Annotated in this window: 21 protein-coding genes; 8 read left to right on the top strand and 13 right to left on the bottom strand. The window is 54.3% G+C overall.

Going from position 1 to position 22,609, the window contains the following annotated elements:
• Window positions 1–38: 38 nt before the first annotated feature.
• The gene (gene cpxA / locus E0E17_RS06590) at window positions 39–1,412 is read right to left on the bottom strand and encodes an envelope stress sensor histidine kinase CpxA (protein ID WP_130832671.1); all 1,374 of its coding nucleotides are present in this window, start codon (window positions 1,410–1,412) and stop codon (window positions 39–41) included.
• Entirely contained in the window at window positions 1,409–2,107 is a 699-nt protein-coding gene (gene cpxR / locus E0E17_RS06585; RefSeq protein ID WP_130832669.1) for an envelope stress response regulator transcription factor CpxR, read from the bottom strand. The genes cpxA and cpxR overlap by 4 nt, the downstream gene beginning before the upstream one ends.
• Before the next feature lie 148 nt (window positions 2,108–2,255).
• Between cpxR and cpxP the strand changes: the two genes are divergently transcribed.
• From cpxP to fhuE, 6 genes are all read left to right on the top strand, one after another.
• Complete coding sequence (gene cpxP / locus E0E17_RS06580; protein ID WP_130832666.1) at window positions 2,256–2,768, top strand: cell-envelope stress modulator CpxP; 513 nt, start codon at window positions 2,256–2,258, stop codon at window positions 2,766–2,768.
• A 565-nt stretch (window positions 2,769–3,333) separates the two neighbouring features.
• Window positions 3,334–3,501: a con-10 family general stress protein gene (locus E0E17_RS06575; protein WP_130832664.1), complete on the top strand. Its 168-nt coding sequence runs from the start codon at window positions 3,334–3,336 to the stop codon at window positions 3,499–3,501.
• Between the two features lie 224 nt (window positions 3,502–3,725).
• A complete protein-coding gene (gene fieF, locus E0E17_RS06570) occupies window positions 3,726–4,628 on the top strand; it encodes a CDF family cation-efflux transporter FieF (protein ID WP_130832662.1) in 903 nt (300 codons plus the stop codon).
• 208 nt (window positions 4,629–4,836) lie between these two features.
• A complete protein-coding gene (gene pfkA / locus E0E17_RS06565; RefSeq protein WP_130832660.1) occupies window positions 4,837–5,799 on the top strand; it encodes a 6-phosphofructokinase in 963 nt (320 codons plus the stop codon).
• Between the two features lie 140 nt (window positions 5,800–5,939).
• Entirely contained in the window at window positions 5,940–6,932 is a 993-nt protein-coding gene (locus E0E17_RS06560) for a sulfate ABC transporter substrate-binding protein (protein ID WP_130832657.1), read from the top strand.
• A gap of 310 nt (window positions 6,933–7,242) precedes the next feature.
• Entirely contained in the window at window positions 7,243–9,465 is a 2,223-nt protein-coding gene (gene fhuE, locus E0E17_RS06555) for a ferric-rhodotorulic acid/ferric-coprogen receptor FhuE (RefSeq protein ID WP_130832655.1), read from the top strand.
• Window positions 9,466–9,618: 153 nt separating this feature from the next.
• On the opposite strand, the gene tpiA is transcribed toward fhuE, so the two are convergent.
• From tpiA to fpr, 3 genes are all read right to left on the bottom strand, one after another.
• The gene (gene tpiA, locus E0E17_RS06550; RefSeq protein ID WP_130835475.1) at window positions 9,619–10,386 is read right to left on the bottom strand and encodes a triose-phosphate isomerase; all 768 of its coding nucleotides are present in this window, start codon (window positions 10,384–10,386) and stop codon (window positions 9,619–9,621) included.
• A 121-nt stretch (window positions 10,387–10,507) separates the two neighbouring features.
• Entirely contained in the window at window positions 10,508–11,098 is a 591-nt protein-coding gene (locus E0E17_RS06545; RefSeq protein WP_130832654.1) for a DUF1454 family protein, read from the bottom strand.
• Between the two features lie 157 nt (window positions 11,099–11,255).
• Window positions 11,256–12,002, bottom strand: coding sequence for a ferredoxin--NADP(+) reductase (gene fpr / locus E0E17_RS06540; RefSeq protein ID WP_130832653.1), 747 nt, complete (start codon window positions 12,000–12,002; stop codon window positions 11,256–11,258).
• A 297-nt stretch (window positions 12,003–12,299) separates the two neighbouring features.
• On the opposite strand from fpr, the gene emrD reads away from it, so the two are divergent.
• Window positions 12,300–13,493: a multidrug efflux MFS transporter EmrD gene (gene emrD, locus E0E17_RS06535; protein WP_130832652.1), complete on the top strand. Its 1,194-nt coding sequence runs from the start codon at window positions 12,300–12,302 to the stop codon at window positions 13,491–13,493.
• On the opposite strand, the gene glpX is transcribed toward emrD, so the two are convergent.
• The 3 genes from glpX to E0E17_RS06520 all read right to left on the bottom strand — a co-directional run bounded on the left by glpX (window position 13,483) and on the right by E0E17_RS06520 (window position 16,986).
• Entirely contained in the window at window positions 13,483–14,493 is a 1,011-nt protein-coding gene (glpX, locus tag E0E17_RS06530; RefSeq protein WP_130832651.1) for a class II fructose-bisphosphatase, read from the bottom strand. The two genes, emrD and glpX, sit on opposite strands and share 11 nt — an antisense overlap.
• Window positions 14,494–14,585: 92 nt before the next feature.
• Window positions 14,586–16,100 carry a glycerol kinase GlpK gene (glpK, locus tag E0E17_RS06525; protein WP_130832650.1) on the bottom strand — a complete coding sequence of 505 codons (1,515 nt, stop codon included), beginning with the start codon at window positions 16,098–16,100 and terminating at the stop codon, window positions 14,586–14,588.
• Window positions 16,101–16,131: 31 nt separating this feature from the next.
• Window positions 16,132–16,986, bottom strand: a complete 855-nt coding sequence (locus E0E17_RS06520; RefSeq protein ID WP_130832649.1) for an MIP/aquaporin family protein — start codon at window positions 16,984–16,986, stop codon at window positions 16,132–16,134.
• 431 nt (window positions 16,987–17,417) lie between these two features.
• On the opposite strand from E0E17_RS06520, the gene zapB reads away from it, so the two are divergent.
• Window positions 17,418–17,657 (top strand): cell division protein ZapB, encoded by a 240-nt coding sequence (gene zapB / locus E0E17_RS06515; RefSeq protein ID WP_130832648.1) that lies wholly within the window; start codon window positions 17,418–17,420, stop codon window positions 17,655–17,657.
• Between the two features lie 54 nt (window positions 17,658–17,711).
• Here zapB and rraA read toward each other — a convergent pair whose 3' ends face one another.
• The 5 genes from rraA to cytR form a co-directional block, all read right to left on the bottom strand.
• Window positions 17,712–18,197, bottom strand: a complete 486-nt coding sequence (gene rraA / locus E0E17_RS06510; protein ID WP_130832647.1) for a ribonuclease E activity regulator RraA — start codon at window positions 18,195–18,197, stop codon at window positions 17,712–17,714.
• Window positions 18,198–18,435: 238 nt separating this feature from the next.
• Window positions 18,436–19,767 carry an ATP-dependent protease ATPase subunit HslU gene (gene hslU / locus E0E17_RS06505; RefSeq protein ID WP_130832646.1) on the bottom strand — a complete coding sequence of 444 codons (1,332 nt, stop codon included), beginning with the start codon at window positions 19,765–19,767 and terminating at the stop codon, window positions 18,436–18,438.
• An 11-nt stretch (window positions 19,768–19,778) separates the two neighbouring features.
• Window positions 19,779–20,309 carry an ATP-dependent protease subunit HslV gene (gene hslV, locus E0E17_RS06500; RefSeq protein WP_130832644.1) on the bottom strand — a complete coding sequence of 177 codons (531 nt, stop codon included), beginning with the start codon at window positions 20,307–20,309 and terminating at the stop codon, window positions 19,779–19,781.
• A gap of 88 nt (window positions 20,310–20,397) precedes the next feature.
• Complete coding sequence (gene ftsN / locus E0E17_RS06495) at window positions 20,398–21,276, bottom strand: cell division protein FtsN (protein WP_130832641.1); 879 nt, start codon at window positions 21,274–21,276, stop codon at window positions 20,398–20,400.
• Between the two features lie 153 nt (window positions 21,277–21,429).
• Window positions 21,430–22,464 carry a DNA-binding transcriptional regulator CytR gene (gene cytR / locus E0E17_RS06490; protein ID WP_130832639.1) on the bottom strand — a complete coding sequence of 345 codons (1,035 nt, stop codon included), beginning with the start codon at window positions 22,462–22,464 and terminating at the stop codon, window positions 21,430–21,432.
• Window positions 22,465–22,609 lie beyond the last annotated feature (145 nt).

The following is a 22,609-nucleotide window of genomic DNA, read 5'->3' as shown; positions in this document are numbered from 1 at the left end:
AAGGCCCCCGATAGCGAGGGCCGAAGCATAGCAAATTATTACCGTGCGGAGTACAGCGGCAGCCAGAGCGTCAGACGCAGGCCGCCCAGCGGGCTGTCATCCGCTTTGACCCAGCCGCGATGCTGTTGAATCGCCGTTTCCACAATGGCCAGGCCCAGTCCGGTGCCGCCCGATTCCCGATCGCGGGCTTCGTCGGTGCGATAGAAGGGACGGAAAATTTGCTCGCGATCTTCTGCGCTGACGCCAGGACCATCATCATCGACATGCACGGTAATGCCTTCGATATCGACAGAAAAACTGACACTGATATGGGAATGGGAGTAGCGCAGGGCGTTACGGACAATATTTTCCAGCGCGCTTTCCAGCGCATGCGGGTTGCCATATAAGGGCCAGGGGCCAGGGGGATAGGGGATATCGAGCTTTTTCCCCATCTGTTCCGCTTCGAAGCGCGCGTCTTCCAGCACGCCACTCCACAGCTGATTGGCCTTCATCGCTTCGCTGACCAGTGCATTTTTGTGCTGCGTACGTGACAGCACCAGCAGATCGTTGATCATGCCATCCAGGCGCTGCGCCTCCGTTTCAATACGCGCCAGCTCTTTGCCTTCACCGTGACGGCGGCGCAACAGGGCCGTCGCCAGTTGCAGGCGCGTCAGCGGCGTGCGCAGCTCATGGCTGATATCTGACAACAAACGCTGTTGCGCCGTCATCATCCGCTCCAGCGCGCTAACCATTTGGTTAAAGCTCGAACCTGCCGCCAGAAACTCCTGCGGCCCCGATTCCAGCTCCGGATGCTGACGCAGATTGCCGCGGGCGACCTCGTCGGCAGCATGCTTGAGCTTACGCGCCGGACGCGCCAGGCTCCAGGCCAGCCACAACAGCAGCGGCGAGCTAATCAGCATGGTTACGATAAGCAGCAACAGCGGGCGATCGAACAGCAGGTTGATAAAGTCAAGCTGGGAACTGGTGGCGGGGCGAATCATATAGAGCTGATAGTTATCCTCACCGTCATGTACGGCAAAGGGGCCAACCAGCTCAACACGACCATATTTCTTTTTCTGCGGATGATCGGCGTTATCGGACTGGCCGATGAAGTTACGGATCACCTGCATTTCATTATGCTGCGCACCGATAACGCGCCCTTCGCTGGTAACCAGCAGCAGACGCTGCCCCGGCGGTGCCCATTTGTCAATGGCGCGAAACAGCCGGCGCCACCACATCAAATCATTCGGAGGATCTTCTGCCAGCTCCGCTTCGACATGCTGTTCAATCATCACCCCCTGACGCTGCTCACTCTCCAGCAGCGAGGTCATCTGGCGTGAATCGAGTTTCGGCACCATTAACACCAGCATCAGCACCAGAGCCAGCGTCAACCAGAAGATGGCGAAGATGCGGGTAGTCAGACTGCCAATCATGATGCCGAAACCATCAGGTATCCACGGCCACGTAACGTTTTAAACCAGGGGTGGCCGTCACGGCGTTCAGGCAGCTTACGGCGCAAGTTGGAGATATGCATATCGATAGCGCGATCAAAAGGCGTCAGACGCTTGCCTAATACCTCCTGGCTGAGATGTTCACGGGAAACCACCTGGCCCAGGTGCTGCGCCAGTAAATAGAGCAGCGTAAATTCCGTGCCGGTCAAATCCAGCGTCTCGTTATCGAAGCTCGCTTCCTGACGGCCCGGATTCAGCCGCAGACAATCCACTTCTAAAGTCGGTGAGCTGTTATCGTGCAGTTGCTGCTGTTCACTCCAGTTGGAGCGGCGCAAAATAGCGCGGATACGCGCCACCAGTTCTCGATCGTTAAAAGGCTTGGGCAGATAGTCATCAGCACCCAGTTCCAGCCCGAGCACGCGATCCAGCTCGCTACCGCGTGCTGTCAGCATAATCACCGGCGTCTGATGCTGCTGACGCAGCTCTTTCAGCGTATCAATGCCGTTTTTCTTCGGCATCATGACGTCAAGTAACAGCAGGTCAATAGAGTTATCCAGCAGGTTCAGAGCCTGTTCGCCATCGCTGGCGACAACTACTTCAAAACCTTCCATTTCTAACAGTTCTTTTAAAAGCGACGTTAATTCGCGGTCATCGTCAACCAACAGGATTTTATTCATTTTTATTGCCCTCCGCAGGCAAAATACCGTGAACCTATATTGCCAATCCAACGCTTTACGTAGTTTTACACCCCCTGACGGATGTTTGCAGCTGTCCCCGTACACTGGATTTGTAGAATCGCAAAACGGAACGAACTGGGAGTAAACGATGCGCAACTTAACCGCCGTCGTCATTGCCTCAGCGATGGTTCTTGGTCACGCCAGCGCTGGAGCAGCAGACACGACGACGATTGACGAGATGCATCAGAACGGTGGATTGACGACAGGCAGTATGACGCAAAATCCGCAAAGCCACATGTTTGATGGCATTGAGTTGACTGAGCATCAGCGACAACAAATGCGAGACCTGATGCAACAGGCGCGACATGAACGTCCCGCGACAGATATTCAGGATTTTGAAAAGATGCATGATCTGGTCACTGCCGACGCCTTCAATGAAGCGGCGATTCGCGACCTGGCCGAAAAAATGGCGCAGGCGCAGATAGAACAACAGGTCATTATGTCGCGTGTGCGGAACCAGATGTATCACCTGTTAACGCCCGCCCAGCAGGCGACATTACAGAAGAATTACGAGCGGCGCATCAATGAATTGCGCAAGCTGGCAAATTTGCAGCCACCATCACCGCTGCAAGCAGTGAGTAGCACCAGTAGTAACCAGTAACGTAGTATCCCTGTTTTCCTTGCCATAGACACCATCCCTGTCTTCCCCCGCTATGATAGCGGGGTTTTTTTTGCCCATTTTACGGCGGGAACCCGGCAGAAAATCATTCTGCGGCCGCCAGCGAGTGCGCAGATCGACTTTTCTGACACTTTGCCCATAACGGTCTGAATTGTCAGGTTCAATTAATAAAATTTTGCTGTCTTAAATAACAAACAGTTAAATAAATCAATTTTCCCGTTGCGTTTTAATGTGGCGGGAAATAACTTTTTGTTTTATTTGTTTTTATTGAGGCGATGTCGCTCTGGAAAGAATCAGGCTTCTGACAAGCGAGGCGGTTATTTATGTAATTTTGTTTCATAGTATTTTACAATATTATTTTTATTATATAAATCAAATAAAATCAATATGTTAATTAAGATTATTTGTTTGCCGGTAAAACTGGCGTAATAAGATTTTCTTTCTACAATTAAAAGTGTCGCAGCAAGGATGGCGATAAATCCCGGGAAAGAAAGGTTTATTATCCACATCATGTAATCCAGTACGTTTACACTCAACGGAGTAAGTTATGGCAGAACATCGTGGTGGTTCAGGTAATTTCGCTGAAGATAAACAGAAAGCTTCTGAGGCTGGCAAAAAAGGCGGCAAAGCCAGTGGCGGTAACTTCGCTAATGACCGCGAAAAAGCCTCTGAAGCGGGTAAAAAAGGCGGCCAGAACAGCCGTAAGTCATCCTGATTAACGCAAATCTGATGATATAAGGCTTCTGATTAACAGGAAGCCCTGAGCCCCGACCTCTGTTGCAGAGGCCGGGGTTTGTTTTTTCTGCACATCGTTAATCAGGACAACGCGTAACAGCGGATTTATACGTCATGCACCTGAAGGTGGTAAACTTTATTTACTGGTTCCCTGTTATGCACAAGCCTGTGGCTCTGTGAATCTCCCTTTTACCGGATCGTGGCATGCACTCATCCTATGGCAAACTGGTTAAACGCGCGGCCCTGGCTGCCACCTTTATAGCGTCTCTGCTGTTACTGGTGAAAATCTTCGCCTGGTGGTATACCGGGTCAGTGAGTTTGCTGGCTGCGCTGGTTGATTCACTGGTGGATATTGCCGCTTCACTGACAAATCTGCTGGTAGTACGTTATTCCCTGCAGCCAGCAGATGCCGATCATACTTTTGGTCACGGCAAAGCCGAATCGCTCGCTGCGCTGGCGCAAAGTATGTTTATCTCTGGCTCCGCCTTATTTCTGTTCCTGACGGGGCTTCAACATCTGGCGACACCCAATGTTTTGCAGGCACCGTTAGTGGGTATCGTCATTACGCTGATCTCCTTGTTTATCACCTTAATGCTGGTGACCTTCCAGCGCTGGGTTGTGCATAAAACCCGGAGTCAGGCTGTCCGGGCAGATATGCTGCATTATCAGTCGGACATCATTATGAATGGTGCCATTCTGGCTGCGCTGGCACTGAGCAGTTACGGTTTTCCACGCGCCGATGCGCTGTTCGCCCTCGGTATCGGCGTCTTTATTCTCTATAACGCCTTGCGCATGGGTTATGAGGCGGTACAGTCATTACTGGATCGCGCCTTGCCGGAAGAGGAGCAGCAAAGCATTATGGCGATAGTGGCCAACTGGCCAGGCGTGCAGGGGGCGCATGATCTACGCACGCGGCAGTCAGGTCCGACCAAATTTATTCAGCTGCATCTGGAACTGGATGACCAGTTGCCGCTGGTACAGGCCCATCAGGTGGCCGATCAGGTTGAACAGGCATTACGGCAGCGATTTCCAGGTTCCGATGTGATTATTCACCAGGATCCCTGTTCCGTTGTCGCGGCTGAGCGCGAACATTTTTATCAGTTTTAAACGGGTGCCGGTAGTAATTTGCGCTAAAAAATTAACAAAATGTAGCGGTAGAAAATGAATTAGCGGAAACTTGTCTGACCTGAATCAATTCAGCACCAGCGCTTTGATATACTATCTGCCATCTTATGTCGCGCTTATCGTAAATCTGACTCATACGGCGCTCGACAGGCAGGATTAACCCTTAGTTTTGAACAATCCAGAGGTTGTCATGATCAGAAAAATCGGTGTACTGACCAGCGGCGGCGACGCCCCGGGCATGAACGCAGCCATTCGCGGAGTTGTGCGCTCTGCACTCAGTGAAGGACTGGAAGTTTTTGGTATTTATGACGGCTATCTGGGACTGTATGAAGACCGCATGATCAATCTCGACCGCTACAGTGTCTCGGATATGATTAACCGCGGCGGCACCTTTCTCGGCTCGGCCCGTTTTCCGGAGTTTCGCAACGAGGAAATACGCCAGATCGCTATCGAGAATATGAAAAAGCGCGGTATTGATGCGCTGGTGGTCATCGGCGGCGATGGTTCATACATGGGGGCTAAGCGCCTGACGGAAATGGGTTTTCCCTGCATTGGCCTGCCGGGCACCATTGATAACGACGTTGCCGGGACCGATTACACCATCGGTTATTTCACTGCGCTGGAAACGGTGGTGGAGGCGATAGACCGCCTGCGCGATACCTCTTCTTCCCACCAGCGTATCTCTATCGTTGAAGTGATGGGGCGTTACTGTGGCGATTTAACCCTGGCGGCGGCGATTGCGGGTGGCTGTGAGTTTATCGTACTGCCGGAAATTCCTTATACGCGTGAAGAGCTGGTCTCTGAAATCAAAGCGGGCATTGCGAAAGGGAAAAAACACGCGATTGTGGCGATCACAGAGCATATCTGTGATATTGACGATCTGGCGCGCTATATCGAAGCAGAAACCAAACGTGAAACCCGTGCTACCGTGCTGGGCCATATTCAGCGAGGCGGCGCGCCCTGCGCCTATGACCGTATTCTGGCATCCCGCATGGGCGCCTATGCGATCGAGCTGCTGCTGCAGGGCTACGGCGGCCGCTGCGTCGGCATCCAGAATGAGAAGATGGTGCACCATGACATCATTGACGCCATCGAGAACATGAAGCGCCCCTTTAAACGCGACTGGCTCGAAACCGCCAAAAAACTCTACTAATCCTTTTCAGGCGCGAAATGATTCGCGCCTTTTCTTTGTCTGTTTTATTCCTGAAAGTTATAATAACCTTTTTTTAATTCTTTAATTTCAGGAAAATTTTATGTCACGCTTGTTCTATAACCGCTTCGGGAGAGCAAGCAATGAATAAGTGGAGTATCGGTTTTACCCTGTTACTGGCTTCAACCAGCGTGCTGGCTAAAGATGTCCAGTTGCTGAATGTCTCTTACGATCCAACCCGTGAACTGTATGAACAGTACAACAAAGCCTTTAGTGTCCATTACAAAAAAGAAACAGGCGATAATGTGGTGGTACGTCAGTCGCATGGCGGATCGGGCAAACAGGCGACATCGGTAATCAACGGTATTCGTGCTGATGTGGTCACCCTTGCGCTGGAATCTGATGTCGATGCTATCGCTGAGCGCGGACGTATCGATCCGAACTGGCTGAAGCGCCTGCCGGACAATTCTGCTCCTTATACTTCCACCATTGTGTTCCTGGTGCGTAAAGGCAACCCGAAAACTATCCATGACTGGAACGATCTGATTAAACCAGGGGTTTCAGTGATTACCCCAAACCCCAAAACCTCCGGTGGTGCGCGCTGGAACTATCTGGCGGCCTGGGGTTATGCCCTGGACCAGAACAATGGCGACCAGGCCAAAGCTCAGGCTTTTGTCAAAGCGCTGTTTAAAAACGTAGAGGTACAGGACTCAGGCGCACGCGGCGCGACCAACACTTTCGTGGAGCGCGGCATTGGTGATGTGCTAATCGCCTGGGAAAACGAAGCCTGGCTGGCGGTGAACAAGCTGGGTAAAGATCAGTTCGAAATTGTGACGCCGAGCGAATCCATCCTGGCAGAACCCACGGTCTCCCTGGTAGACAAAGTGGTTGATGAGCGGGGCACGCGTAAGGTGGCAGAAGATTACCTGAAGTACCTCTATTCCGTGGAAGGCCAGACCATTGCCGCACAGAATTTTTATCGTCCACGTGATGCTGAGGTCATGAAGGAATTCGCAGGCACCTTTGCGCCGGTTAAGCTGTTCACCATTGCTGATAAATTTGGTGGCTGGGCACAAGCGCAGAAAGCGCACTTTGCCGATGGCGGCACCTACGATAAGGTCATGAAACCTGATTAAACACCCTGTCTTCTGTCTGACGGCCAGCCTGTTTATCATGCTGGCCGTTTTTATTTCCACCCAGCAAAACGCATTCCGTTATCCCGCCGCAGAAGCCCTCTTTTTATAAGCCGTAAAGGCTGGAAAAATTTCGCAATATTGGGTAACACCGCTTGCAACGATAATGCCAATGAGTATATTTCTCATTTGCTTTATAAATAACATTACAACTGCGTTTTACCCGCAGGCGCTCATTCGGGCTGGCAGCTGTTGCGCCTGTCGAGACGCGCGTAGTGAACAGTAAAAAACAAAAAACAAATGAGGCTTAATAATGGCTCTTGATAGTTTGCGCGTCCGGGGATCAGACATAAAGGCGGCGGCAGGTGCCCACCACACACCTCTTCGTTTCTCACTTCTGGCAAGTGTTATCGCGGCCACGTTTGCGCAAGGCTGCGCCTGGGCAGCAGAAGCCCCTGCCGCAAGCGATAATCAGACCCTTACAGTAAGCGCATCTGCTGATGATAGCGCAGCGGATAACAGCAAAACGGATTACAGCGTGCCGGTGACGCGCGCAGGTACCAAATTACTCTCTACGGTGCGCGATGTTCCGCAGTCGGTCAGCATCATCAGTGAGCAGCGCATGAAGGATCAGCAGCTGCAGTCGCTGGGGCAGGTGTTGAATAACACCACCGGGATTCAGGAAAGCACGGCGGACATGGATCGTAAAACCTACTATTCGCGCGGCTTTCTGATTGATAACTATATGGTTGACGGTATTCCCACCGTCTTTGAAAGCCAGTGGAACCTGGGCGATTCGCAAACCGACAGCGCGTTGTATGAGCGTATTGAAGTGGTGCGCGGTGCGAACGGCCTGCTGACCGGGGCAGGTAACCCCTCTGCGGCGGTAAACCTGATTCGCAAGCACGCTGATAGCCGCGAAGCGGCCGGTGAGTTTTCTGCCAGCTACGGCAGCTGGAACAAGCAGCGCTATGTGGCGGATGTGCAGTCGCCGCTGACCGAGTCGGGCAATCTGCGTGGCCGTCTGGTGGCCGGTTATCAGGACAATAACAGCTTTGTGGAGCGTTACGGCGCCGATAAAAAATTCCTCTATGGCGTGATCGATGCTGACCTGACGGATAATACCACGCTGTCCGTGGGTTACGAGTATCAGGAGACCAATGCCGACAGCCCAATGTGGGGCGGCTTACCGCGCTGGTACAGTGACGGCAGCAAGACCGATTATCGTCGCGGCTTTAACACCGCGCCGGACTGGGCTTATAACAACAAAGAGAGCAAAAAGGTCTTTGCCCGTCTGGAGCAGTCATTTGATAACGGCTGGCAGTGGACGCTGAACGGCACCCATAACATCACCACCCTCGACAGTAAAATGCTTTATGTGGATGGGTTCTTTGATAAAACCACCGGTATTGGCGTTTCGCCTTATGCAAATTATCCGGTTGTTGCGGGTACTGGCTATAACACCGGCAAGCGTAAAGTGGATGCGGTCGATACCTTTGCCAGCGGTCCTTATCAGCTGTTTGGTCGCACCCATGAACTGATGGCAGGCGTCAGCTACAGCAAACAGCGCAACACCTACTACAGCGCATGGGAAAACATCTCGCCAGCCCAGCTGGGCGACTTCAATCAATACAACGCTCAGTATCCGGAAACCGACTGGGCGCCGCGTAGTCTGGCGCAGCAGGATGTGACGCGTCAGAAGTCCGCCTATATGGCGACGCGCATTTCGCTGAGCGATCCGCTGCACCTGATCCTTGGCGCACGTTATACGCGCTGGAACAAAGACACCCTGACCAACGATCTGGAAAAGAACAACATCACCCCTTATGGCGGTCTGGTGTATGACATCAATGAAAGCTGGTCAGCCTACGCCAGCTATACCTCAGTATTCCAGCCGCAGTCCTATCGCGATATCAACGGCAGTTATCTGTCACCGGTCGTCGGGAAAAACTACGAAGCCGGGGTGAAATCGGACTGGTTTAACAGCCGCCTGACCGCCTCGGTATCGGTGTTCCGCACCGAGCTGGATAATGTAGGGCAAGATACCGGAAGGATTATTCCCGGCACGCAAGAGAATGCCTATGTGGCTAAAGACGGCACCGTCAGCCGCGGTATCGAATTTGAACTGAATGGCGCTATCACCGATAACTGGCAAATGACCTTTGGTGGTACGCGTTATATCGCTGAAGAGCGTGATGGCACGGCGGTGAATCCGCAACTGCCGCGCACGCAGCTGAAGCTGTTCACCACTTACCGCGTACCGACCCTGCAGGCGCTGAGCGTGGGCGGCGGCATCAACTGGCAGACCCATGTCTGGAGTGAACAAAGTGGGCCGGAAGGCAACGGCACGCTGTATGCGGAGCAGGGCAGCTATGCGCTGGTGAACCTGTTTAGCCGCTATCAGGTTAATAAAAACCTGGCGATACAGGGCAACCTGAATAACCTGTTCGATAAAAAGTATGATACCAATATCGAAGGCGATATCGTTTACGGCGAGCCGCGTAACTTCTCTGTGACGGCGAGCTACAACTTCTGATGATGTCCCCTCTCAGGTATACAGTGTGCGCCTGAGAAGATCTTGCCGGTTGGTGCATACTGACCGGCATTTTTTTGCCTTATGTTGCAGGTAGCGGCATAAGCGCATAAAAAAGGCGACCTGTAGGTCGCCTTTTTGCCTGTCTCCGTCGACTCAGGCTTTTTTCGCTTCCGCCGCCGCTTTCACGATCACGGCAAACGCATCCGCTTTCAGCGAAGCGCCGCCAACCAGCGCGCCGTCGATATCGGGCTGGGTAAACAGCTCGGCCGCATTTTTGTCATTCACAGAACCGCCATACTGGATGATGACCTGTTCAGCGATAGCGGCATCTTTTTTTGCAATGTGCTCACGGATGAACTTGTGCACAGCCTGCGCCTGCGCAGGGGTGGCAGATTTGCCGGTGCCAATAGCCCAGACCGGCTCATAAGCGATGACCGCATCACGGAAGGCTTCTGCGCCCTGGCTTTCCAGTACCGCATCGATCTGACGCGCGCAAACTTCTTCGGTTTTGCCCGCTTCATTTTCCGCTTCGGTTTCACCGATGCAGAGTACCGGCACCAGGCCAGCTGCTTTCAGCACGGCAAACTTCTTCGCAATAAATTCGTCGCTCTCTTTATGGTAGGTGCGGCGCTCGGAGTGGCCGATAATGATGTATTTCGCACCCACATCTTTCAGCATCTCAGCAGAGACTTCACCGGTAAACGCACCCGAAAGATTGACGTCCACGTTCTGCGCGCCCAGCGCGATATGGCTTCCGGAAACTGCATGCTTCGCCTGATCGAGATACATCACCGGCGGCGCAATGGCCACGCCACAACCGTCAACACCGGACAGCGCGTTGCGCAGACCGTCGATCAGGTCGTTGGTCATTTGTTTGCTGCCATTCAGTTTCCAGTTACCCATAACTAATGGATGTCGCATCATATCCTCCGCGTAACGCGATTCGTTAAAATAGCCCTGCCCACAGGCAGCGTTGTCTGCCTGACAGTATAGAGATCAAATGTATTGATGGCTTTGCTTTTCGTCACTTTTGCCGTGCTTATCAGGGCGCGGCAAGCGTCAGCTTAATCGGTTCAACCGCAAAGGTCAGCCCTTTCTCGCCGTTATCTGCCACCACAAAGCGCAGCGCCCCTTCCGTACGGGCGTAATAGCGCGAACCTTTACCGGCACTCAGCAGCTCATCTACCTTTTCACGCGACTCTTCCGGCGTCAGGCCAGGCGAAAAGAAGCGCAGCAGCGCCGTCATATAGGCCAGCGCCCGTTCGCGGGTAATCGCTTCGTCAGGGCCGGGCAACGGCAGCCAGGTAATCTGCAGCGTCTTGATTTTCCCGGTGCCATATTCGAGTGCCGTGGAGGCATACAGCGTTTCATTGATTTTACTGGCGGCACGCGTGAGATGGCTTTTATCGTTGCGATTCTCAATGGCGCGATACTCCAGTAACGGCAGGTCGGGATTCGCGGCATTATATTTTTCGCGAAACTGGGCGATGGTCATATCAAAAGTGGGGGCCCCCGCCAGCAAGTAGGGCGCGGTAGGCAGAGTGGCGGCACCCTCCTGCGGCTGCGCATCGAGAGCCAGTGCCGGTGCGCTCAGCAGCAGACTCAACAACAACGCGCCTGGCAAATTCTTCATTACAGTGGCCCTGACCAGTAAGATTAACGCTAAATTAGAACGTTTTTTACCCGCCAAAGTCAAAACCCCGCCAGGTAATTTTTTCTCTCCGGAATAAAGGGGTTAAGGCGACGCGCCCCGGGACGAGGCAGCGTCAGGCGCGGTGCGGGGGCGCGATTTACCAGTAGTGTTCGCTGGTAATATGTCCTGGCTTACGTTTCAGATGTTTACGCATCTCTCGCGTCTCTTTCAGCAGCTGCTGGGTATCCCGTACCATTTGTGGATTCCCGCACAGCATAATGTGGCTGCTGTCCGCCTCCATCGGCAGGCCGACCGCCTGTTCCAGCTCACCGCTGGCAATCAGCGCCGGAATGCGCCCTGTCAGGGATCCCGCCGCCTCTTCCCGACTGACCACTGTCTGGATATGCAATTTGCCGTTATAGATCTGCTGCAGTTGCAGCATCAGCGGCAGGTAGCTGAGATCGGCTGCATAACGCGCAGCGTGTACCAGCACAATATTTTCGAAGCGCTCCAGTCCTTCCCCCTGCTGCAGAATAGAGAGATAGGGGCCGATGGCCGTACCGGTAGCCAGCATCCACAGGGTTTTACAGTCGGGGATCTCATCCAGCACAAAGAAACCGGACGCGTCCCGGGTGACCATCACCTGATCGCCGGGGCGTAACGCCATCAGATGCGGGCTGAGTTTGCCTTCCGGCACATAGACCAGATAAAACTCCAGATTCTCATCCCGCGGCGCATTAACGTAGGAGTAAGCGCGCTGTACGCGTTCGCCGTCAATCTCCAGCGCCAGTTTGGCGAACTGGCCTGCGGTAAAAGGGGCGACAGGCGCCTGTACCCGAAGGCTGAACAGCGCGTCGGTCCAGTTGATCACTTCCTTTACGTGTGCGTTGACCCAGTCAGCCATGCCATTCTCCTTCATTACTGATTTTTCAGGCTTGTTGCTATCTTCGCCATAGCGGGCCGCTTTTTCCAGCGCGACGGCGGATAAAGGCTCTTATCGACAAACGCGGCTCGCCTTACACAGTAGCAGCTTGTAGTTCAACCTTTACACTTCTGGTGCAGAAACTTGACGTCAACGGCCTGATGCATTCGTGCTGATACCTCGCTTTGTCACCGAATCCTGATATTTTTTGCGCCATCCTGGGCTGCCGCCGTCTGGCTGTTGCCGTTTCGCTTTTTACTGAAAACGTTCCGATAACTCATGATCAATAAACTGGAAAACCGGCATCTGCTGGTAATGCTTATCGTGCTGGTGGCGGTAGGGCAGATGGCGCAGACCATTTATGTCCCCGCTATGGCCAGCATGGCTGAAGCGTTGAATGTCCGCGATGGCGTCATGCAACGGGTGATGGCGGCTTATCTGATCACCTACGGCGGTTCACAGCTGATTTACGGGCCGCTGTCGGACAGTACGGGCCGTCGCCCGGTGATCCTTATCGGTATGGCGATTTTCAGCCTGGGCGCGCTGATATCAATCTTCGCCACCACCCTTGACCAGCTGGTACTGGGCAGCGCCATTCAGGGTGCCGGAACCGGTGTCGCTGGCGTCATGGCGCGCACCATGCCGCGCGATCTCTACTCCGCCGGCGCGCTGCGCCAGGCCAATAGTCTGCTGAATATGGGCATTCTGGTCAGTCCGCTACTGGCACCGGTAATCGGTGCGTTGCTGACACGTCTGTTTGGCTGGCACGCCTGTTTCGTCTTTCTGTTGCTGCTCTGCCTGGCGGTAACGTGCGCCATGGCGCGCTGGTTGCCGGAAACCCGCCCGCAGACGGTGACCGTGAAGCCCTTTTTATCCCGCTACGCCACGCTGCTGAGCGACGGCAATTTTCTTCGTTACCTGCTGCTGCTGATTGGTGCGCTGGCGGGCATCGCCGTGTTTGAGGCGAGCTGTGGCGTACTGCTGGGCGGCGTACTGGGACTGGATGCGCTGACGGTCAGCATCCTGTTTATTTTGCCGATTCCGGCGGCCTTTTTTGGCGCCTGGTTTGCCGGACGCGATCATAAATCCTGGCACAGCCTGATGTGGTATGGCGTAAACAGCTGTCTGCTGGCTGGCGTGTTGATGTGGCTACCGGCCTGGTTTGGCGTGATGAATATCTGGACGCTGCTGGTGCCGGCGGCGCTGTTTTTCTTTGGGGCGGGGATGCTGTTTCCGCTGGCGACCTCCGGTGCGATGGAACCTTACGCCTGGCTGGCGGGCAGTGCCGGGGCGCTGCTTGGCGGCCTGCAGAACCTTGGCTCCGGGCTGGTGGCCTGGCTGTCAGCCCAGCTGCCGCAACGCGATCAGTTTAGCCTCGGCATGTTGATGTTCCTGACTGCGCTGGTGATGCTGCTCTGCTGGTGGCCGCTCTCCCGTCATCCGGAAAGCGGCAACCAGACGGTTACAGGATAAACGGATGTAGCTGCGGATCCTTGCGGTCGAGGTAGTGAATCGACTGAATGCGGCGAATGGTGCGCGATTTGCCGCGAATAAGCAGGGTTTCACTGGTGGCGATATTGCCCTGACGGGTGATGCCTTTCAGCAGATCGCCACTGGTAATGCCGGTGGCGGCGAAAATCACATTGTCATTACGCGCCATCTCCGCAAGCGCTAACACCCGATTCGCCTCAATCCCCATTTGCGCGCAACGCTGCAATTCCTGCTCGCCAATGCGGCGGTTTTCTTCGCTGTCGCCTTTCACGTGGTGACGCGCCAGCAGACGCCCCTGCATATCGCCATCCAGCGCGCGGATCACGGCAGCAGAGACGACGCCTTCCGGCGCGCCGCCAGTCCCGTACAGCACGTCAACTTCGCTGTCCGGCATGCAGGTCAGAATAGAAGCGGCAACATCACCATCGGGGACGGCAAAGACGCGCACGCCAAGCTGCTGAAGCTGAGCAATCACCGCATCGTGACGCGGTTTCGCCAGAATGGTGACGGTGAGTTGGCTGAGGGGCTTGTTCAGCGCGCTGGCGACGTTGCGCAGGTTTTCTTCCAGCGACAGGTTCAGATCGATATGCCCTTTCGCCCCCGGCCCGACAATCAGCTTTTCCATGTACATGTCTGGCGCATGCAGGAAGCTGCCTTTATCACCAACCGCCAGCACTGCCAGCGCATTGGCCTGACCCATGGCGGTCATACGCGTTCCCTCAATGGGATCCACCGCGATATCCACCGCATCGCCCTGGCCGCTTCCCACGTTCTCACCGATATAGAGCATCGGGGCTTCGTCGATCTCCCCTTCGCCAATCACAATCTGACCGTCGATATCGACTTTATTCAGCATGATACGCATGGCGTTAACGGCCGCGCCGTCAGCCGCATTTTTATCTCCGCGTCCTAACCAGTTATAGCCCGCCAGCGCGGCGGCCTCGGTGACGCGGGAAAATTCTATGGCAAGTTCTCGTTTCATGGCATGCACCTGACAAAAAACAGGCAGGCAGTGTAACACAGGGGAGAAGGGGAGGGGGAAAGCCCGCAGCAGCTCGCTGCGGGCGAACAGCATTACTCTTCGTGATCTTCCCAGGACTGGGCGCGTGCGACCGCTTTTTTCCAGCCCGCATAACGGTAGTTACGTTCGGTGGTTTCGATGCTCGGACGGAATTCACGTTCGATAATCGATTTGGCTCGCACCTCTTCCAGATCTTTCCAGAAGCCCACCGCCAGACCAGCCAGATAAGCTGAGCCGAGTGCCGTGACTTCGCGCACTTGCGGGCGTTCCACGCGCGCGCCAAGAATATCGGACTGGAACTGCATCAGGAAGTTATTCGCTACGGCTCCACCATCCACACGCAGCGCCTGCAGACGCGTATTGGCATCATTCTGCATCGCTTCCAGCACGTCACGCGTCTGATAAGCGATCGACTCCAGCGTCGCGCGGATAATGTGATTGGCGTTGGCGCCGCGCGTCAGACCAAAAATCGCTCCGCGCGCATAGGGATCCCAGTAAGGCGCGCCAAGACCGGTAAAAGCAGGCACCAGGTAGACCCCGTTGCTGTCTTTTACTTTCATGGCGAAGTATTCGGAATCCGCGGCATCGCTGATCAGCTTCATCTCATCACGCAGCCACTGGATGGAGGCGCCGCCGATAAAGACCGCCCCTTCCAGCGCATAGTTCACTTCACCGCGCGGTCCGCAGGCGATGGTGGTGAGCAGGCCATGGGTAGAGGTAACGGCTTCGGTACCAGTATTCATCAGCATAAAGCAGCCGGTGCCGTAGGTGTTTTTCGCCATGCCCGGCTGTACGCAGAGCTGACCATACAGCGCCGCCTGCTGGTCACCGGCAATACCGGCGATAGGAATACGCGTGCCGCCTTTACCGCCGATGTTGGTCTGACCATAGACTTCAGAGGAGGATTTCACTTCCGGCAGCATTTCACGCGGGATATCGAGAATATCCAGCATACGCTGATCCCACTCCAGCTTATGGATGTTGAACATCATGGTACGTGAGGCGTTGGTGTAGTCGGTGATATGTACGCGGCCCTGGGTCATTTTCCACACCAGCCAGGTATCTACCGTACCAAACAGCAGCTCGCCGCGTTTGGCACGTTCGCGGGCGCCCTCGACATGATCCAGGATCCATTTCACTTTGGTGCCGGAGAAATAAGGGTTAATCACCAGCCCGGTGGTGTGCTGGATATATTCCTCCAGCCCCTCTTTCTTCAGTCTGGCGCAGTAATCAGCGGTACGCGGATCCTGCCAGACAATGGCGTTATATACCGGTTTGCCGGTCTCTTTATCCCAGACAATGGCGGTTTCGCGCTGGTTGGTAATACCAATCGCGGCAATCTGATCGGAGCGAATATCGGCATGGGCCAGCACTTCCACCAGTGTAGAGCTTTGTGAGGCCCAGATATCCATCGGGTCATGCTCTACCCATCCCGCTTTCGGGTAGATCTGAGTAAATTCACGCTGGGATACCGCCACGATATTGGCATCATGGTCCAGCACCACGGCGCGCGAGCTGGTAGTCCCCTGATCGAGTGCGACAATATATTTTTTATTGGTGGTCGTCATAATCAATTCCTGATGATGAAAGTGACAAGGCTTACGCTTTACGCTGTTCAGCGCGCGTAACCGGTTTATCCTGATTTTTGCTTGCAGCTGCCTGCAAATTAATCGGCAGATGCGGTCCAATCAAAGCGCGGTAGACAAAGCCGCCGATACAGGCACCTGCCAGCGGACCGAAAATCGGCACGAGGAAGTAAGGAATATCACGAGCCCCGGTGAATGCCAGGTTACCCCATCCTGCCAGCCAGGCGAAGAGCTTGGGTCCGAAATCACGCGCCGGGTTAAGGGCGAAGCCGGTCAGCGGGCCCATCGCGCCACCAATAATCGCCACCAGCAGGCCGATCAGCAGCGGAGCCAGCGGACCACGCGGAATACCGTTACCATCATCCGTCAACGCCATAATGGCAGCAATCAGAACGGCTGTGATCACCATCTCAACCAGGAAAGCCTGCCCCACACTGATGTGCGGATTAGGGTAGGTCGAGAAAATGCTTGCCAGATCAAGGCTTTCTATGCTGCCACGTACCATGTGATGGCTCTGTTCGTAATCAATAAACAGGTTATGGTACATGCCATAGACCAGTGCCGCCGCACAGAAAGCACCTGCCACCTGCGCAACCGCATAGGGAAGAATTTTACGGCCTTCAAAATTGCCGAACAGATAAAGCGCCAGGGTTACGGCAGGGTTCAAATGTGCGCCTGAAACACCTGCGGTCATATAAGCCGCAATCGAGACGCCTAAACCCCAAATGATACAAATTTCCCACTGTCCAAAGCTGGCGCCAGCCAGTTTCAGCGCGGCGACACAGCCTGCACCAAAAAAAATAATCAATCCGGTACCTATGAATTCGGCAATGCACTGACCTTTAAGTGTGCTTGTAGTCTGACTCATAATGGTTTTCCTGAAGCGAGGTTAAAATTTTCAATTCGTACTCTCATTCCCTGAGATACCCATCTTCACGGGAGGGCTGTTGTTAACCTATCGTTAACGAGCATAAACGAGAAATAGCGAAATTAAATTCTGTGTACTATGTCAAATAAATGAGCGTTTTCGCGTTTTTTGGCTTTCATAAAACATCATTATTCGAACATTTACCCGGTTGCCAGATGAAAAAGTACCGTCTGTAATCGTCAAATAAAGCGACATCTTTCAGGCATAGACTGAAAAGTGTTAAAGACTGTGCCTGGAAGCCTTGCGCTGCTGGACTTGCGTGGAGAGGCTACATACAATCGGGAGATCGTTGCTGGCCGCAGGTTAACGGGGCGTCCTGAGCTGGGGCTGGCATCATCAACGCCCTGTGAGATTTAGGAGAGGTCAGAAAGATGTCATTTGAAGTATTCGAAAAACTGGAAGCCAAGGTACAGCAGGCGATTGATACCATCACGCTGTTGCAGATGGAGATCGAAGAGCTTAAAGAGCAGAATAACCACCTGAAAAACGAAGCGCAGCAGGCTGCGGGAAATCAGGAATCGCTGGCACGTGAAAACCAGCAGTTGAAAGAAGAACAGCATGTGTGGCAGGAGCGTCTGCGAGCACTGCTGGGAAAAATGGAAGAGGTCTGATCCTCTGACAGCGTAAAGACGGGTGCGCTGACACCCGTTTGCTCTTCTGCTGCTTTATTCTAAATCGAGCGGATCTTCAGAGAGGATAATGCCAGTATTGTCGGCATAGAGATGGTCACCCGAGAAAAAGGTCACGCCGCCAAAATTAACGCGCACGTCGCTTTCGCCGATACCTTCACCCGCAGCACCCGCCGGGATGGCTGCAATGGCCTGAATGCCAATTTCCAGCTCTTCCAGTTCATCAACCTGACGTACCGAACCGTAGACAACAATGCCTTCCCATTCGTTTTGCTCTGCCAGTCGCGCCAGCTGGGCATCCACCAGCGCACGGCGCACGGAGCCACCGCCATCGACAACCAGCACGCGTCCGCGTCCGTTTTCTTCCAGCAGATCGTAAAGCAGACCGTTGTCTTCAAAACATTTCACTGTGGTAATCTGACCACCAAACGAGGTGCGACCACCAAAGTTTGAAAAAAGCGGTTCAACAACGTTCACTTCTTCATGGTAGATGTCGCAGAGTTCAGATGTATCGTATTTCATAGGGGGTTCGTCTGTTTGCCACAGGAGCGGTAAGTATATCGCTTTCTGCAGAATGTTGGCAAAAGCATCAGAGAATAAAGGGTGATGCGTCGGTGACTCTTTATGTTGCCATACTGGCAACGCGCGACCGTGTTTGTCGCAAGAGAGAAGGGTGAGTATGTTCACCCGCGCGCAGGTTCACCACGCGATACAGAGAGAAAAAAGCCCAACCGTCAGGTCGGGCTTTTTCAGACAGCCGTTACAGAATAAAGCGGCTGAGATCTTCGTCAGCGACCAGCTGATCCAGATGTTTGCCTACGTAGTCGGCATCAATGGTGATCGATTCACCACTGCGATCGCTGGCGTCATAGGAGATATCTTCCATCAGGCGCTCCAGCACGGTATGCAGACGGCGAGCACCGATGTTTTCCGTGGTCTCGTTCACCTGCCATGCCGCTTCCGCGATGCGGCGAATGCCGTCGTTGGTAAAGTCGACGTTAACGCCTTCGGTCGCCATCAGCGCTTTGTACTGTACGGTCACAGAAGCGTTCGGCTCGGTCAGGATACGCTCAAAATCGTTAACCGTCAGCGCCTGCAGCTCAACACGAATCGGCAGACGGCCCTGCAGTTCCGGGATCAGGTCAGCCGGGCTGGCCACCTGGAATGCACCGGAGGCGATAAACAGAATGTGGTCAGTTTTCACCATACCGTGTTTGGTCGAGACGGTGCAGCCTTCCACCAGCGGCAGCAGGTCGCGCTGTACGCCTTCACGAGAGACGTCAGGGCCGGATGACTGGCCGCGCTTACAGATTTTGTCGATCTCATCAATAAACACGATACCGTGCTGTTCAACCGCATCAATCGCGTCCTGTTTCAGCTCTTCCGGATTGATCAGCTTGGCCGCTTCCTCTTCAATCAGCAGCTTCATGGCATCTTTGATTTTCAGCTTGCGTGGTTTTTGCTTCTGACCGCCCAGATTCTGGAACATCGACTGCAGTTGGCTGGTCATCTCTTCCATGCCCGGTGGCGCCATGATCTCTACGCCCATCGGTGCCGCGGCCAGATTGATCTCAATCTCTTTATCATCCAGCTGGCCTTCGCGCAGTTTTTTACGGAAGGACTGACGTGCGGCGGACGGTTCCGCGTTCTGCTCCGGCTGGCCCCAGTTATTTTTCGCCGGGGGGATCAGCACGTCGAGGATGCGCTCTTCCGCCATCTCTTCGGCACGGTATTTGTTTTTCTCAATCGCCTGCATACGCACCATTTTCACGGCGGCATCGGTCAGGTCGCGGATAATCGAATCGACTTCTTTACCCACGTAGCCCACTTCGGTGAATTTGGTCGCTTCAACCTTGATAAAGGGCGCGTTAGCCAGCTTCGCCAGGCGACGGGCAATTTCAGTTTTACCAACACCGGTTGGACCGATCATCAGAATATTTTTGGGTGTCACTTCGTGACGCAGCTCTTCGTTCAGCTGCATACGGCGCCAGCGGTTACGCAGGGCGATCGCCACTGCGCGCTTGGCATCATCCTGTCCAATGATAAACCGGTTCAGTTCACTGACTATCTCGCGTGGAGTCATCTCAGACATGTTCAGAATCCTTATGCCCTGGAGGGTAATTCTTCAATATTAATATTATGGTTGGTGTAGATGCAGATATCACCCGCGATATTCAGCGCCTTCTCCACGATGTCACGCGCACCCAGCTCGGTATTTTCCAGCAGAGCGCGGGCGGCCGCCTGAGCGAAGGGCCCACCAGAACCAATGGCAATCAGATCATTTTCCGGCTGAATCACATCACCGTTACCGCTAATGATGAGCGACGCATTCTCATCAGCAACCGCCAGCAGTGCTTCCAGGCGACGCAGCATACGGTCGGTGCGCCAGTCTTTGGCCAGCTCAACGGCGGCCTTCACCAGATGTCCCTGGTGCATTTCCAGTTTACGTTCGAAGAGTTCAAACAGCGTGAATGCATCTGCGGTACCGCCAGCGAAACCGGCTATTACTTTGTCATTGTAAAGACGACGCACTTTTTTTACGTTGCCTTTCATAACGGTATTACCGAGAGTAGCCTGGCCATCACCGCCAATAACTACCTGGCCGTTGCGTCGTACGCTTACTATCGTTGTCACGGGCAGACCCCTTGTTGCAGTAGAAAAAAGGCTCCACGCCTGAGCGTGGAGCGTCATGCAATCTGATATGGGGCGGGTTTGACGGGTTTCAACCCCCGATGGAGAGCGGAATACAGTTTGCGTGTCCGGCACCACGCAGACGCTTCAGGGTATTGTCTGCGCTGCTGCGATCTTTATAGGGGCCGATAACGACACGATTCCAGCCGCCACCGGTGGTAATGCGGCTTTCAAAGCCTTCAAACGCCAGCGCGGCGCGAATGGACTCCGCCTGATCAGCGCCTTTAAACGAACCACACTGCACCATCCAGCGCTGGGAGGTCGCTTTTTCCACCGGTTTTGCCTTAGCTGTCTCCGGCTGTTTAGCGGGTTGCGCCGGGGCGGCCGGACGTGGCGTTTCACGCGTGACTGGCGCAGGCTGACGACCCGGCTGCTGCTGCTGCGTCTGGTTTTGCTGTTGACGAGCCTGCTGCTGCAAACGGTTTTGCTGCTGCACCTGCTGACGCTGCAGCGTTTGCTGGCGCTGGGCAGGGGTTTGCTCGTTCCACGGCACTTCATTCAGCTGCGTGGGTTGCTGACGCATATCCGCCTGCATCTGCTCAAGCAACTGACGCTGTTCATTGGTCAGCTGGGTTTGCGACTCGATGTCGCCACCGGCAGAGGGTTCGGTGGGCGTCGGTACGGTAATCTGGCGGTTCTCCAGCTCTTTAATGTACTTCCAGCGCTCTTCCGGTTTGGGAGGCAGACCATTGCCGTTGGCTTTATGATTCGGAATCACCTGCGTCTCATCTTTTTTGTGATGCGCGAGGAACCATAAACCACCGGCAAAGGTAACCAGGACGGCCACGGCCAGTCCAATCATCAGCTTTGAGGTACCCGATCCGCCTTTGCTTTTTTTGCCACGGCTGTTACTTTTTTTGCGACGCGTCCCTGTTGAACGCCCGCGGCCTACATAATCTTTTTGTGCCACTCTCGTTCCGATACCCTTCAAAAAGTGCTGCCAAAGGCCGGTTAAATCCACAACTGAACGACCGGCAAGGAATCCGCCATGTTACTTAAGGGCCGGAGGTTTGACCAGCAGAGTTCGCATTCAGAATTTACTGAAAATTCCCTGAATTCAGCATCATTTTCCCCGCGCCTGGGGGACCGTAGTACTGCCGCGCACTTTCAACTCGGAATCGAGCAGGCGGGAGCCATTATTCACCCGTTTGCCCTGTAACTGCTCCAGCAGTAACAGCATCGCCTCGCGGCCAATGGCGTAGCGCGGCTGCGCGACGGTGGTTAAGGGCGGATCGTAATAGCGCGACAGTTCAATATCATCAAATCCCACCACTGAGAGATCGTCGGGGATGCGCATGCCCATCGCTCTGGCCTGGTTCATGGCCCCTAACGCCATAATGTCGCTGTGACAAAACAGCGCACGCGGCGGCTGTGGCAGGCTCATCAGCTGCTTCAGGGCGCTGACGCCCGCCTCAAAGGTGAAATCGCCGCGCACAATACAGGTGGGATCCACCGTAATACCGCTACGCCGCAGCGCCTGAATATAGCCCTGCAGGCGATACTGGCACAGCGGCATCTCTTCGGGACCAGCAATACAGGCGATACGCCGGTGGCCCAGCTGAATCAGATGATTCACCGCTTCGAAGGCGGCGGTGAGATTATCAATGTGAACGGTCGGCAGTTCCATCTCCGGCGCGAACTCGTTCGCCATCACCATGGGCGGCAGGTTGCGCTGTTCTTCCACGCCGGCATCAAACGGCACCTGCGAACCCAGCAGCACCATGCCATCGATCTGGCGCGTCAGCATCAGGTTCATAAAGGTTTTTTCCTGCTGATTCTGATGGGCACAGTCACCAATCAGCACCAGATAGCCTTGGGCGGCAGCGGTCACTTCCACACCGCGGATAATCTCACTGAAAAAGGGATCGCAAATATCCGGCACTATCACCAGGATAGTGCGCGATTCACCGCGTTTTGCGTTGCGTGCGATGGCATGAGGAGAGTAGCCAACGGCAATCACCGCCTGTTCAACCCGCTGACGGGTGGCGGCCGAGACTTTTTCCGGGTTCATCAACGCACGTGAAACGGTGGCGGTTGAGACGCCAGCCTGCTCTGCCACATCTTTCATGGTGGCGGATGATTGCTGATTCTGCTCCAACGCTCTACTCCTGGCGCGTTCTTGCGCATGCTTATTCAGATAACGTCCAGACCTCATGTCTGGTATCAGCGCGATCGGGCATTATTGTTAACCGATCTGCGGGTAGGGTTGTTACTTAATTTGCATAAAAATTGTGACTTGTGCG

The sequence above is a fragment of the [Erwinia] mediterraneensis genome, assembly GCF_900604315.1.
Taxonomy (GTDB): domain Bacteria; phylum Pseudomonadota; class Gammaproteobacteria; order Enterobacterales; family Enterobacteriaceae; genus Pantoea; species Pantoea mediterraneensis_A.
The sequence above is the reverse complement of the archived record's forward strand: the minus strand, read 5'-3'. Positions and strand labels throughout refer to the sequence as shown.

Bases quoted from the DNA above. Each gene is read 5' to 3' on its own strand.
- cpxA (WP_130832671.1), bottom strand. From the start codon at position 1,412: ATGATTGGCAGTCTGACTACCCGCATCTTCGCCATCTTCTGGTTGACG.
- cpxR (WP_130832669.1), bottom strand. From the start codon at position 2,107: ATGAATAAAATCCTGTTGGTTGACGATGACCGCGAATTAACGTCGCTT.
- cpxP (WP_130832666.1), top strand. From the start codon at position 2,256: ATGCGCAACTTAACCGCCGTCGTCATTGCCTCAGCGATGGTTCTTGGT.
- E0E17_RS06575 (WP_130832664.1), top strand. From the start codon at position 3,334: ATGGCAGAACATCGTGGTGGTTCAGGTAATTTCGCTGAAGATAAACAG.
- fieF (WP_130832662.1), top strand. From the start codon at position 3,726: ATGCACTCATCCTATGGCAAACTGGTTAAACGCGCGGCCCTGGCTGCC.
- pfkA (WP_130832660.1), top strand. From the start codon at position 4,837: ATGATCAGAAAAATCGGTGTACTGACCAGCGGCGGCGACGCCCCGGGC.
- E0E17_RS06560 (WP_130832657.1), top strand. From the start codon at position 5,940: ATGAATAAGTGGAGTATCGGTTTTACCCTGTTACTGGCTTCAACCAGC.
- fhuE (WP_130832655.1), top strand. From the start codon at position 7,243: ATGGCTCTTGATAGTTTGCGCGTCCGGGGATCAGACATAAAGGCGGCG.
- tpiA (WP_130835475.1), bottom strand. From the start codon at position 10,386: ATGCGACATCCATTAGTTATGGGTAACTGGAAACTGAATGGCAGCAAA.
- E0E17_RS06545 (WP_130832654.1), bottom strand. From the start codon at position 11,098: ATGAAGAATTTGCCAGGCGCGTTGTTGTTGAGTCTGCTGCTGAGCGCA.
- fpr (WP_130832653.1), bottom strand. From the start codon at position 12,002: ATGGCTGACTGGGTCAACGCACACGTAAAGGAAGTGATCAACTGGACC.
- emrD (WP_130832652.1), top strand. From the start codon at position 12,300: ATGATCAATAAACTGGAAAACCGGCATCTGCTGGTAATGCTTATCGTG.
- glpX (WP_130832651.1), bottom strand. From the start codon at position 14,493: ATGAAACGAGAACTTGCCATAGAATTTTCCCGCGTCACCGAGGCCGCC.
- glpK (WP_130832650.1), bottom strand. From the start codon at position 16,100: ATGACGACCACCAATAAAAAATATATTGTCGCACTCGATCAGGGGACT.
- E0E17_RS06520 (WP_130832649.1), bottom strand. From the start codon at position 16,986: ATGAGTCAGACTACAAGCACACTTAAAGGTCAGTGCATTGCCGAATTC.
- zapB (WP_130832648.1), top strand. From the start codon at position 17,418: ATGTCATTTGAAGTATTCGAAAAACTGGAAGCCAAGGTACAGCAGGCG.
- rraA (WP_130832647.1), bottom strand. From the start codon at position 18,197: ATGAAATACGATACATCTGAACTCTGCGACATCTACCATGAAGAAGTG.
- hslU (WP_130832646.1), bottom strand. From the start codon at position 19,767: ATGTCTGAGATGACTCCACGCGAGATAGTCAGTGAACTGAACCGGTTT.